This window comes from Mycobacterium sp. GA-1841 (assembly GCF_001954135.1).
GTDB lineage: Bacteria > Actinomycetota > Actinomycetes > Mycobacteriales > Mycobacteriaceae > Mycobacterium.
Genome location: NZ_MBEQ01000070.1, coordinates 89,826 through 101,571, shown reverse-complemented (window position 1 = coordinate 101,571; position 11,746 = coordinate 89,826). Strand labels below are relative to the sequence as shown.

General features: G+C 64.8%; 10 protein-coding genes and 2 pseudogenes. 4 read left to right on the top strand and 8 right to left on the bottom strand.

Annotation, left to right across the window (positions count from 1 at the left end; genetic code table 11):
• Window positions 1-139 precede the first annotated feature (139 nt).
• Together A5740_RS29405 and A5740_RS29135 are read left to right on the top strand one after the other, a co-directional pair.
• A pseudogene (locus tag A5740_RS29405) lies at window positions 140-970 on the top strand (hypothetical protein); the annotation flags it as partial.
• 303 nt (window positions 971-1,273) lie between these two features.
• Window positions 1,274-1,660 (top strand): hypothetical protein, encoded by a 387-nt coding sequence (locus tag A5740_RS29135; protein WP_254849233.1) that lies wholly within the window; start codon window positions 1,274-1,276, stop codon window positions 1,658-1,660.
• Window positions 1,661-1,967: 307 nt separating this feature from the next.
• Here A5740_RS29135 and A5740_RS28425 read toward each other — a convergent pair.
• From A5740_RS28425 to A5740_RS16970, 8 genes and pseudogenes are all read right to left on the bottom strand, one after another.
• A pseudogene (locus tag A5740_RS28425) lies at window positions 1,968-2,977 on the bottom strand (IS481 family transposase); the annotation flags it as partial.
• A gap of 337 nt (window positions 2,978-3,314) precedes the next feature.
• Complete coding sequence (locus A5740_RS29130) at window positions 3,315-3,632, bottom strand: ESX-1 secretion-associated protein (RefSeq protein WP_254849221.1); 318 nt, start codon at window positions 3,630-3,632, stop codon at window positions 3,315-3,317.
• Window positions 3,633-3,667: 35 nt separating this feature from the next.
• The gene (locus A5740_RS16995; protein ID WP_254849220.1) at window positions 3,668-4,414 is read right to left on the bottom strand and encodes an EspA/EspE family type VII secretion system effector; all 747 of its coding nucleotides are present in this window, start codon (window positions 4,412-4,414) and stop codon (window positions 3,668-3,670) included.
• A gap of 137 nt (window positions 4,415-4,551) precedes the next feature.
• Window positions 4,552-5,298, bottom strand: a complete 747-nt coding sequence (locus tag A5740_RS16990; RefSeq protein ID WP_076196013.1) for a hypothetical protein — start codon at window positions 5,296-5,298, stop codon at window positions 4,552-4,554.
• A gap of 91 nt (window positions 5,299-5,389) precedes the next feature.
• Window positions 5,390-5,728 (bottom strand): YbaB/EbfC family nucleoid-associated protein, encoded by a 339-nt coding sequence (locus A5740_RS16985; protein WP_076195784.1) that lies wholly within the window; start codon window positions 5,726-5,728, stop codon window positions 5,390-5,392.
• A 99-nt stretch (window positions 5,729-5,827) separates the two neighbouring features.
• Entirely contained in the window at window positions 5,828-7,222 is a 1,395-nt protein-coding gene (gene eccE, locus A5740_RS16980; protein ID WP_076195782.1) for a type VII secretion protein EccE, read from the bottom strand.
• Window positions 7,219-8,568, bottom strand: coding sequence for a type VII secretion-associated serine protease mycosin (gene mycP, locus A5740_RS16975; protein WP_076195780.1), 1,350 nt, complete (start codon window positions 8,566-8,568; stop codon window positions 7,219-7,221). The genes eccE and mycP overlap by 4 nt, the downstream gene beginning before the upstream one ends.
• 176 nt (window positions 8,569-8,744) lie before the next feature.
• Entirely contained in the window at window positions 8,745-9,002 is a 258-nt protein-coding gene (locus A5740_RS16970; RefSeq protein ID WP_076195778.1) for an HPr family phosphocarrier protein, read from the bottom strand.
• A gap of 65 nt (window positions 9,003-9,067) precedes the next feature.
• On the opposite strand from A5740_RS16970, the gene A5740_RS16965 reads away from it, so the two are divergent.
• Both A5740_RS16965 and A5740_RS16960 read left to right on the top strand, forming a co-directional pair.
• Window positions 9,068-10,717, top strand: a complete 1,650-nt coding sequence (locus tag A5740_RS16965) for a phosphoenolpyruvate--protein phosphotransferase (protein ID WP_076195776.1) — start codon at window positions 9,068-9,070, stop codon at window positions 10,715-10,717.
• Between the two features lie 53 nt (window positions 10,718-10,770).
• A complete protein-coding gene (locus A5740_RS16960) occupies window positions 10,771-11,745 on the top strand; it encodes a pirin family protein (RefSeq protein WP_076195774.1) in 975 nt (324 codons plus the stop codon).
• Window position 11,746 lies beyond the last annotated feature (1 nt).

Here is an 11,746-nt window from a genome sequence, read left to right as displayed (position 1 = left end):
ATTGTCGCGAGAAAGCGGTATGGCTTGTTCGGCCGACATTTCGTTTTTCGTGAGGGGCGCGTGGGACGGTCGGTCGGCGTCATCGGCATAGGGAGGATGACTAGCTGTGGCAGAGGAGTTGGGGTGGACATCCGACGGAATGAAGCAGGCGGCCGCGAAAGTTGAAGAGTTTCCGGCGTCAGCGTCAACTGGAGTATCCGCGCCGGGGGCACCAAATGAGCTGGCCATCACCCAAGCTGCGATAAGTCAACTTCAAGCGTCGTCCGACACATTGAAGGGGATGCTCGACGCCGGGGATATCGAGTCGAAACGGATGGGGTCGGCCCTCCGTGCCGCGGCCGATGCCTTCGACAAGGTTGTCAGCCAGTCGAAGGAAGCATTCGACAAGCAGATGCACAGCGACCGCGACCGTGCTCGGCCATCGCACGAGGTCGAGACCGTGGTTCCAAGCGCAGTAGATATGCTCGCCGCTCCGGCCATTGCGGATATACCGTACCCGCCCGCAGGGGAATGGGATTTCTTCAACGATTGGCGAACGGTGGCGAAAGCCATCCATTCGGGAGATACGGCCGCGTCGGAGCTAAAGCGTTTTCGGGATGACTGGGAGAGCTATAAGACATGGCTTCCGACGCATGCAAAAGATTTCGTTGCGCCGGACGGGAAGGGTACTGCAGCCGAGGCATATACGCAGGCTATGCGCCTCCTGGGTAGCTGGTGGGGCGACATGGGCGACGAGTGCGGGAGATTGGTCCAACAGGTGGACAAGTTAATCGCCGCGCACGAGAAACTGGTCGCGGATCACCCCACGATGGACGACGTGGCGACATACGACAGCGTCCCTACATTGGCAGTAATGACGCCGATTGGAGCCGTTGGAAAAGGGGGTCTGTACGCGTATTTCCAGACGCGTTCGGAGCAGGCGATGAGTGAGTACGCGAATGGCGCCGGTCTCCAGGAGATAAGGCCGGGTAAGCCGCCGTCAATTCGCGGGTTGCCGTCGACAAGCCCTGGCGGTAATCCACCCGGCGTCACCCCACCACCGGGTGGCGGCCCCCCGCCCGGCGGTGCCCCTCCGCCGGGAGGAGGCGCTGTGCCCGAGATGCCGCCGATGCCTGAGATGCCCTCAATGTCACCCGCCAGCGCTGATCCGTCGGCGGGTGAGGGTTCGGGAGGTTCACCGAGTGGCGGCGCACCCTCCGGCGGTGGCGCGCCATCGGGTGGCGCTCCGTCGGGTGGCGCTCCGTCGGGTGGCCTTCCGAAGGGAACCGAAGGCATGCCCGAGATGCCGGGTGGTCTAGAGGAACCCAGCCTCAAGCCGGCCAGTGCCGGTGGTGGTGGCGGAGGTATGGGTGGCGGCGGTGGCGGTATGCCCGCTGGGCCACTCGGCCCCGCCGTCGGCGCAGAAACTGTCGCGGCATCTCCGGCTAGCGCCCGCGGCGGCGGCGCCGGACCCACTGGCGCCCCGGGTGGTGCCGGTATGGGTGGTATGGGCGGCGGTATGGGTGGTATGGGCGGCGGCCACGGTCAAGGCCAGGGCAAGGAAAAGCGTCGCAACCCCAACCTTTCCGAGGATGAGGACTTGTACAAGGAAGATCGCGCGTACACCGAGGCCGTCATCGGTCGCCGTGCGCGTAAGGACGTGAAGGACAGCAAGCAGTAGGCCGCACCTCATGTAGAAGAGAAGCTGCATGCGGAGGGGCGAGCCTCATCGAACCCCCCTGTGCGCCACGCCATTCGCCTTGAGTACAGCCGCTTTGCAGCGTGGGCAATCTGGTGCCCTTCCGCATCCGCCGGCCCAGAGGGCTGGATTGACGCCAAGGATCGAGTTCGATGTGTTCGAGTGTGATTGGACACCGATCGGACATCTAGTGGTTACCGATAGGGATCCATCCCGGCAGATGGGGGAATGAAGGTGGACGGCTAAGCACGCTGCGGCGGTACCGAGATCCTAGTCCGGTGAGGCAGTTCGCCCGGGTTGTTCTCGGAGGGAACTGGTGGGCTCGTCGGGGCGGGCGGGCGGTGTCCGTAGCAGGGTGCGGAACGGGTTCGGCGGCTCGGCTGCGGAACAGGCTCGCTGGGGTGGCCATGTCCAGCGATTGGTGAGGGGGCACAGTGTTGTAGGCGTGTACCCATTCGTCGATCGCTGCCTGGTCCGTCTCGATCGACTCGAATGCCCCTGTCTCGTCGAGTAGTTCGCGTCGCAACGTTCGGTGGAACCGCTCCACCTTGCCGGTCGTGGTCGGTGAGCGGCGTTTGGTCAGTCGGGCGGTGATGCCGTTCTCGCGGCAGATCCGCTCGAAGAAAACCTCCACGGGTAGTGGCCGGGTGAACTTGCCGGTGAACTGTTTCCCGTTGTCGGTGAGCACCTCAAACGGCACACCCCAGCGGGCCATCGCGGCCAGGAACGCATCGCACACCGCAGGACCCGACGGTACCGGCAACACCGCGGCGGCGACAACGAAGCGGGAATGATCGTCGATGGCAGTGAGCATCTTGTGTTCGCGCCCGTTGACCAGGAACACCCCGCCAACGATATCGAGTTGCCACAGGTGCATTGGCGCTTCTCGTGCCCATCGTTTGTAGATTCGTTTAATGTTGTTGCTCTCGGCTATTCACCAAGCCGTTGCGCACCAGTACGCGGTGGGTCGTGGATCGCGACGGAGCCTGGTCTCCGATTCGAGTGTCAGTTCGTAGGCGGTTCGACGGGCGCCCCAGCGCGGCGATGGCGGCGCATCTCGCAGATCAACGCTTCGACATCAGGAGCGATACGGCCGGGGTTGGAATGCGGGCGACGGGACCGATCGGCCAGGGCGTCCAGACCTCGGGTCTCATAGCGTTTGCGCCACGCCGTGACCGTCTGCCGGGTGACGCCGTAGCGTTCGGCTACCTCGCTGACGGGTGCGCCGTCATTGACTCCGGTGACAGCGCGTAGATGGACCTCGACCGTGACACGTGCCGCAACGTCGGAATGATTCAGGAACGTCTGGATTGACCGCCGCGACACCGTCGCAGGCGTGGGCCGCTCGTGAACCAAGTCCCGATGACAACGGTCAAAGATGTCCTGAACCCCTACAGGTCAATGGTGGCCCCCGTCGAAACCCCGAGTGTGCTTACCTCAGCCTGATTCGAGCCAGGCGACTTCAATTAAAGATGCGCTGATTGACGTCTGCGGGGCGGGATCCACGACCAATCCAGCCCGCTTCGTCGCCCGACTGCGGAGATGTTCTCTGGACGATCACACTGCTGGTCGTGCGGCAGCGGGCGATTCGGCGGTCAGCGTCCGTGCATCGAAAATCGGCACGAGCCAAATCCATTCATCGGGAGTGCATCTGGCCGTTGAGATTGCCGCTCTCATGGCTATCGGTCGTCTCGTAGTCTGTGGCGGCGGTTCCGAGTTTGGCGGCAAGGTCGGTCGAGATCAGGTGCATCTTTTCGGCAGCTTCGCGCCGTGAAGCTTCAGCCGATCGCAGTGCCGACGCCGTCGCCATGCAGACGAGACCGTGGCTTTGGAAGACATGGGCCGAAGCGCCGTCGGGGGCTGATTTAGCCGCATCGATATGTGAGGCCGCCTCGGTTTGGGGAGTGGCTTTGGAGCGGATCTGGTCGGATACCTTCAGTTCAGGTTGGGTCATCACGCAGCCTTACATTTTCGGACATGAGGGAGGGATTATCTCGGCGGCGGAGGGCCAAAGCCGCCGGGTATTTCGGCGGTTGATGACACATCGTCGTAGTGGCGTGCAATATTTTCGATTTGGCTGGCGTTCGCTTTAGCTTCGTAGACCGTGTTCTCCACACGGTCCATGGCGTACGGGACGGTTGCCAACACGGATGCGACTTCAAACGCTAAGGACGCGGCTGGCCCGGTAGGCCCCATGAACTTAATTGCGATCGCTGCTGGAACGCACAGGGCGAGCGCTGTCTGTCGTTTCGAAACGAAATCGCGCGCTTTAGATACCTGGTCGGCCTCGTTGAAAAGCACGGTTTGAATCGCGCGGTCCTGGATTGCCATATTCTGCGCACGGTTCTGTTGCTCGGCGGTGCGGGCACCGTACGCATCCGACGCATCGCCCTCCCAGCCGGATGGTGACGCGGCATTGAGCAGTGAAGAGTGCGCATCGTCGAAGGCTGTGGCACCTCGACCGAATCGTTCTCCATCCTCGGGCCGGCCGAACCCGAGCGTGTTGCTTGCAACAGTCAGCGCGATCAGACCACCGTTGATAATTGGCGTTGCCGCGGCAGCTGCGAATTTAGCGGGACCGAAAGACGCGACCGTCTGCATGATTCCGGTGAAGTCGCTCGCGATACCCGCCATTCCCCAGGGAACGCTGGAACTGAGTCCGTTCGCATGGTCGGCCGTGCCGTAGAGATAGTTGCTGTCCATGTACAGCGCATTCAGAACGTTGAAACTACCCATGATGTGTTCCGTTCGCGGAAGATGCCGTGGACTGCGTGCCCAGCTCGGTTCGACGGGTTTGCTCCGATGACCCTAACACCGAGGCTGTGCCCTGGAACGCATCAAATTCGAGCAACGGAGACCAAGCCCTGATTCGGTCACGGCTTGGCGCGAGGGCTGCGCTGTGGCTCCATCGTTCGGAGCCGGTCCAGTGCGCCTCCGTCGGTGAGCTCGTGTCGTTGCTCAGGGTGGCGCCAATAGAATCGCATTAATTCGATAAGGGCCGTACCTTTCGGGGTATAGCTGCCCGGCGAGTCCATCGTCAGTATTGAACCGTCCCGCATGGTGATGACCATGGGGGTCCAAAAGCGTTCCTCGGCGGGCAGCCTGTCAGTCACCGAGGCGATGTCGTCCCACTTTCCTGAGTTCAAGGAACCGAGATTAGGAAATTTGAACGTCTCAGGCGTTAGCAGCAGATAGCTGGTGCCGCCTTGCCTTTTGAAAACGAACCAGAACCATCCCGCAACGAGGCCGGTGGCGCCGAAGGCAATCGGGAAGACTTGTTCAACTCCGTCGGGCAGTGGCAGGTAGAGCAAGCCAGATAGCCATGCGATCACCATCGACAAACCCGACAGTGCCAGGGCGCCGTTCGATCTTCGCTGGGCCGCCTCTATGCGACTATCTGGCCGTAACAATGTTCCTGCTTCGTCAAACTCGGCTTCGATCGCAGCATTTTTTGATGCCGCTAACTGGCTGGCGATAAACAACCAGGTGATGCCTAACCCTGCCGCGATCACGGCTGTTATGAACGCCAAATGTCTGATCGCGACGAATGTCCAGATACCACATACCACCGCAAGGACTATGTTGAGCGTGATGCCAAATCGTCTGCTGAAGTTTTCCATCTCGCCCCTCGTGTGCGCGACTGACGCGTAGGTGTGGTCTGGCTTATACGCGACCGGGCGAGACAAGCTCCCCCAATGACGTGGTGCGGCCTCAGCCCAACTGGGGCCCATCTGCGGTCAGCTCCGCGACCATCGCATCCAGCCGTTCGCGGTCGGCTTCGATCGAGGTCGTAGCTGCGGCCGTGGCCTTTTGAATCGCCTCGTTGAGACGTTGTTCGACGGTCTGGGCGCCCAACCGCAACAAGCCATCTTTGATGTACACGTCGATCAGATGGTGGTGGCCATTGAGCGTGACCTCGACGCTCTGGGCTTCGTCTGTCGCAGTGAACGTTTCGGTGTTCATCTTGTGCAGTTGGTCGTCCATCAGGGACTGCAATTGTTGCGCCTGGCGGAGGACCGCGGCCACCTGCGGGTGCATCTCCTCGGTCATATCGAACCCTGACCGTCCCAGGCGGCCTTGACCGCCAACTCTTCTGCCATAGCTATTCCTCCCGACCCTTCTGGGACCCCTCTCCCAGGAAGCTTGATGTCATTGCTCCAGCGCCATCTGGTAGCGGCTCTCTTCACGTGGATTGATCAACGTGATCGGCAGCTGGCGGTGCCGTGGTGTGTCAATGAAGTTGGGCCGCATGATCACTCGGCCCACACCCTGATGCGGTCCGAGGTAGGTCGTGGCGTTGGGCCAGGCGACGCGGGGCACGCGTCCGACGCGGCCGTTGATCATGGTGGCGAATTCGCGCATCTGCGGCCCGAGCGTCACCACTGCGCCCGACGCCGCCGAACGGATGACGAACTGGGTGAACAGTCGGGCGTCGCCGAGGTTGATGCTGACGTCGACGTTGTCGAACGGCATGTACACCGGGTAGCGGTCGGAGGTTTCGCCGACGAGCACGCCGGCCGAGCCGATCGGCAGGTCGTAATGCTTGTCGGTCACCGGGCTGATGCCCTGCAGCGCCGCGCGTTGGCCGCCGTAGAGGCACGAAAAGCCGCGTGGTGTCGTCGGATTGGACAGGGTGGTGAGCAGCACGGTGCTGGTCGGGGCCATCCCCGGGCACAGGCGCACGCGGGTGGTGGTGTGATCGGCGCGTGCCGACCACCACGCATCCGGGCCGCCGGGCGCGATGTAGGCCGCGGTGAACGTGCTGCGGCCCTTGATCACCGACCAGGTTTCCTTCTCGAAGCTGATCTCGGTGGCCTTGTCGTAATCGTCGAAACTGCGTGCGCAGCGCGCGTCGATTCCGTTGCTGGCCAACTGGTCTGCGATCCGGGTGGTCGAGGCCACGAGATAGCGGGCCAGCCCGGACACCCCGCTGTCGCGGCGGTGGGCCGAACGTTGGGTCTTCTCCGGGTTGGCGCGCAGCACGATCCAGGTGCGCCGGTTCGCCGGTGCCGGATACGGGCCGACCACCTGCTCGTAGAGCGCAACCAGGCTGGCCGGCGCGGTCTTGCCCACGCGATAGCCGGCAGAGACGACGTCGGCCTCCAGATCGGGACAGTGCGCCTCGATCAGGTTCTCGACGAGCTTGGTGCTGACGGTGTCATCCGACACGGCGTTTCCGTTGACGATCACCGTCGGCGTGAAAGCCCTTGGCACGAGCTCGATCACGGCTACCAGGTAGTCGCCCTGCCACCGCACGGCGACGTGATCACCGGGCATCACCGTGGCCCCGACTGCAGGCTCCGAGGCCACGTCGGGCGTACTGCGGTGCCGTCGCCGCCACGAGAAGATCGCCTTGACCCAGCCGGTGAGCCGACGACCGCGGATGGTCAGCACCGAGAAGATCGCGATCAGCACGGACAGCGTGATGCCGAGCCACAGCAGCTTGGCGTGCAGGCATAGCGCGATGCACGCCGGGATCAGCGTCGCCGCCCAGATGGCGTGACCTGTGGTGAAGCGGAAACCGAACTGCCGGAGGAAGTTCATCGGCGTCGCCGCAACGCGCGTCGGGTCATGGCGGCGATCCCGAGGATCAACACCAGCGCGGCGCCGGCCACCACCACACCGGTGATCGGGCCACGGTCTGGCGGCGGGATGTACACGGGCGGGGGCACTTCCTTGACCCGGAACGGAGCCTTCTTCGGCCCGTCGGGCACCTCCCAAGTCAGGGCGGCCACCGGATCAACCACACCGGCACCGACGTAGTTGTCGACGCCGCCGCCGGGATGGCGCGAGGTGGCGGTGATCCGGTTGATCACCTGGGCCGGGGTCAGATCCGGGAAGCGCTGCCTGACCAGGGCCGCCAACCCGGAGACGAACGCCGCGGAGAACGACGTGCCGTTGAGCGGCACCGGGCCGTCCTCACCGGGGGTGGCGTTGACCGGCTGGCCTTCATAACCGAGGGCGACGAGGTTTTCACCGGGGGCCGCCGCACCCACCCAGGGCCCGGACATCGAGAAGTTGCTCGGCTGTCCGTTCTGGCCGATGCTGCCGACGGTGAGCACGAGCGGGTCGTACCAGGCCGGGCTGACGATCGTCTGCACGCCCTTCCAGCCGCGGGCGTCGGCCGGGACCGACGGGTCCGGCGGCGGATTCTGGGTGCAGTCCTGGCCGGTGTTGCCGGCGGCCACGATGATCACCGCGCCCTTGACGTTGACGGCGTAGTTGATCGCCGCGCCGAGGCTGGATTCGTCGATCCGGCGGGTCACCTTGTAGCAGGCAGCCTCACTGATGTTGATCACCTGCGCGCCGAGATTGGCCGCGTGCACCACCGACCGTGCGAGGCTGCGGATCGAGCCTGCTGTCTGGGTGGTGTTCGGGTCATTGGGGTCCTGACGGGAACCCTTGGGCTGGAACGCCACCGACGTCTGGCGCAGCGAAATCAGCCGTGCATCGGGGGCGACACCGACGAATCCGTCGGTGGGAGCCGGACGTCCGGCGATGATCGACGCGGTGAGCGTCCCGTGGGCGTCACAGTCCGACATTCCGTTGCCGCCGGCGTCGACGAAGTCGCCACCGGGTTCGGCCGGGACACGCGGGGAACCGTTGACCCCGGTGTCGATGACGGCGACAGTTACCCCGGCTCCGGTTGCGAACTTCTGCGCCTCACCGAGCTTCAGGTAGTCAGCGGCCCACGGCTTGTCGGCGAAGTTCGAGTTCGGCATGACCGTAGGAGCAGCGCAGATCTTGCGCTGCTCCATCGGCTGGTCGGGGCCGGTCTCATCAGGTGGAACAGCCCCGGCATCGATCGCCGGCGGGTCGATCGCCCACGCGGGCGGTGCACTGAAAAACGCCAGCAGAACTGCCAGCAGCATCACGGCTAAGCGCTGCACGCCTCACACTCCCCCAATGACATCGGACATGTCTGCAGTGTGCTGGTGCACTTTCAGCAAACAACGCCCGGTCCGCTCTGAAATGAATCGTCTCACGTCAAGCCGACCCGCGATTTGCACGCAGGCAATCATAAGGGTGTCTAACACAGGTCGATGACGCTTTCTCGCCGGTAGCGCTAGGTATCGAGGTCGCGGCTCACCAGATCGGAGATGGTGGCCAGCGCATCGGCATCTTCGGATTCCACTGTCACTTGCGCACCGTTGCCCGCACCCAGCGTCATGATCATCAGGGTGGAGCCGGCGTCGACCGGTTCCCCGCCGTCCACCGACAAGGTCACCGGCACACCGGCATTGACCACCGCCTCAGCAATCAGCGCAGCCGGACGGGCATGCAATCCAATGGCCGATCCGACGGTGACGGTCTTGCTGGGCATACCCCTCCTCGACAAACTGTGCCGGCCGCGGCGGGCACAGCAAACGCATTTGTAACCTGTGTCACATGCCTTCGACAACTCCGGCCGCTCCGCCGACAGTTCTGCGGGGCGTCCCGGTGGTCGCCGGGGTGCGGTATGCACCGGCGATCCGGCCGCGACGGGTTCCAACTTATGAGGCACCGACAAATATCGCGGAGGAGGCCCGGCCGGCCGAAGCTGCCCGCTTCGCCGTCGCCGCAGGCATCGTGGCCGCCCGGTTCCGGGAGCGGGCGGCGCAAGCCGCCGATGTGGCCGCGCAAATACTGTCCGCGCAGGCCACGTTGGCCCAGGACCGGGCCTGGCTCGCCGCCGTCGACAAGCGGATCACCGCCGGGGCGCCGGCCGTCCGCGCGGCCACCGACGCCACCGCGGAGTTCACGGAAATGTTCACCAAACTCGGCGGACTGATGGCCGAACGGGTCACCGATCTGAACGATATCCGCGACCGCGTCGTCGCCGAACTCTGTGGGGAGTCAGAACCCGTTGTGCCCCAGCCGGATACACCGTCCATCCTGCTGGCCGAGGAACTGGCCCCGGCTGACGCCGCCACGCTCGACGCGACCCTGGTGATCGGGGTGGCCACCTCCGCGGGTGGGCCGACGGGCCACACCGCGATCATCGCCCGCGAGCTCGGCATCCCCTGTGTCGTGGCGGTCGACGGGCTCGACGCGGTGCCCGAGGGCGCGCTGGTCCTGCTCGACGGCACCGCCGGCACCGTCACCGTCAACCCCGATCCGGGGCGGGTGGAAACAAACGCAGACCCCGTCGCGTGGACAGGACCCGGGGCCACGGCCGACGGGCATCGCATCTCGTTGTTGGCCAACGTGCAAGGACCGCCGAGCACACCAACGCACGCCGAAGGCGTCGGCCTGTTCCGCACCGAGCTGTGCTTCCTCAACCGGGACACCGAGCCGACCGTCGACGAGCAGGCGACGATCTACGCCGCGGTGCTCGACGCGTTCGCCGGACGCACCGTCGTGATACGGACTCTCGATGCGGGCTCGGACAAGCCGCTCAAATTCGCACACCACAAAGACGAACCCAACCCGGCCCTGGGCGTACGTGGCATCCGCATGACCGGCAGCAATCCCGGCCTGCTGGACCGTCAGCTCCAGGCGATCGCCGCGGCGGCCGAGACCACGAGAGCCCGACCGTGGGTGATGGCACCCATGATCGCCACCGCGGCGGAGGCCGAACACTTTGCCGCGCAGACCCGCTCGTACGGACTCAGCCCGGGCGTGATGATCGAGGTGCCCGCCGCAGCGCTACTGGCCGACAAGATCCTCGAGCACGTCGACTTCGTGTCGATCGGCACCAACGATCTGACGCAGTACGCCATGGCCGCCGATCGGATGTCGGCTGACCTGGCTGCCCTCACCGACCCATGGCAGCCCGCGGTGCTGTCCTTGGTGGCGTTGGCCGCACACGCCGGAGCCGAGGTGGCCAAGCCGGTCGGGGTGTGTGGCGAGGCGGCAGCCGATCCGCTGATGGCCGCGGTGCTCGTGGGCCTGGGGGTGACGTCGTTGTCGATGGCGCCGGCCGCGATCCCTGCGGTGGGGGCCAGGCTGGCGCAACTGTCGCAACAGCAGTGTCGCGCCGCGGCGGACGCCGCGCTGACCAGCGCCGGCGCGGATGAGGCCCGCGCCGCTGCCCGCAGGGCGCTACAACGGGAATAATCGGACCACGGTCCGGTTATAGCTGACATCACCCCACACATAGGAGGTAGGAGATGCCAGCCATCACCGCAGACACCTTGACCTTGCCCCGCATCGGCGCAGCTCAAGCGTCGGACACCGAACGTCCGGTCCGCTCGATCACCACCGGCCCGCGCGGGTTCGAAGGTGAGGGCTTCCCCGTCGTCCGGGCCTTCGGTGGCGTCAGCGCTGCCGACCTGGACCCGTTCGTCCACATGGACCAGATGGGTGAGGTCGAATATCAGCCGGGCGAACCGCGGGGTACCGATTGGCATCCGCACCGCGGATTCGAAACGGTCACCTACATGATCGACGGCCGCTTCGCCCACCAGGACTCACATGGCGGCGGCGGACTGATCACCGACGGCGCCACACAGTGGATGACCGCCGGCTCGGGCATCCTGCATATCGAGACCCCGCCGGCCGAACTGGTCGAAAGCGGCGGCACGTTCCACGGCATCCAGCTGTGGGTGAACCTGCCCAAGAAGGACAAGTTCGCCACGCCGCGCTACCAGGCCATCGAGGGTCCCGATGCCAAGCTGCTGTCCTCACCGGACGGTGGGGCCCTGGTCCGGATCATCGCCGGCGAAGTCGACGGTGCACAGGGTCCAGGTGCGACGCACACCCCGATCACCATGGCGCACGCCACGATCGAACCGGGCGCGCAGCTCAACCTGCCGTGGAACCGCGAGTTCAACGCTCTGGTGTACGTACTGAGCGGGCGTGGCAGCGTCGGCCCGGTCGGGCATCCGATCCATCAGGGGCAGCTTGCCGTGCTGGGTCCCGGTGACCGGATCACCGTGTCGGCCGAGGGAACTCAAGACTCGAACCGGCCCGCCATGGAGGTGTTGCTCTTGGGCGGCAAGCCGATTCGCGAACCGGTGTTCCACTATGGCCCGTTCGTGATGAACTCGAAGTCCGAGCTCATCCAGGCGCTGGAGGACTATCAGGCCGGCAAGTTCGGTCAGATCCCGCCGAATGCCCTGATGCCGCACCGCCCTCTGAGCTGAC

What these genes read in the sequence shown, in the direction of transcription:
- A5740_RS29135 (WP_254849233.1), top strand. Translation starts at nt 1,274, where the DNA reads ATGCCCGAGATGCCGGGTGGTCTAGAGGAACCCAGCCTCAAGCCGGCC.
- A5740_RS29130 (WP_254849221.1), bottom strand. Translation starts at nt 3,632, where the DNA reads ATGACCCAACCTGAACTGAAGGTATCCGACCAGATCCGCTCCAAAGCC.
- A5740_RS16995 (WP_254849220.1), bottom strand. Translation starts at nt 4,414, where the DNA reads ATGGGTAGTTTCAACGTTCTGAATGCGCTGTACATGGACAGCAACTAT.
- A5740_RS16990 (WP_076196013.1), bottom strand. Translation starts at nt 5,298, where the DNA reads ATGGAAAACTTCAGCAGACGATTTGGCATCACGCTCAACATAGTCCTT.
- A5740_RS16985 (WP_076195784.1), bottom strand. Translation starts at nt 5,728, where the DNA reads ATGACCGAGGAGATGCACCCGCAGGTGGCCGCGGTCCTCCGCCAGGCG.
- eccE (WP_076195782.1), bottom strand. Translation starts at nt 7,222, where the DNA reads ATGAACTTCCTCCGGCAGTTCGGTTTCCGCTTCACCACAGGTCACGCC.
- A5740_RS16970 (WP_076195778.1), bottom strand. Translation starts at nt 9,002, where the DNA reads ATGCCCAGCAAGACCGTCACCGTCGGATCGGCCATTGGATTGCATGCC.
- A5740_RS16965 (WP_076195776.1), top strand. Translation starts at nt 9,068, where the DNA reads ATGCCTTCGACAACTCCGGCCGCTCCGCCGACAGTTCTGCGGGGCGTC.
- A5740_RS16960 (WP_076195774.1), top strand. Translation starts at nt 10,771, where the DNA reads ATGCCAGCCATCACCGCAGACACCTTGACCTTGCCCCGCATCGGCGCA.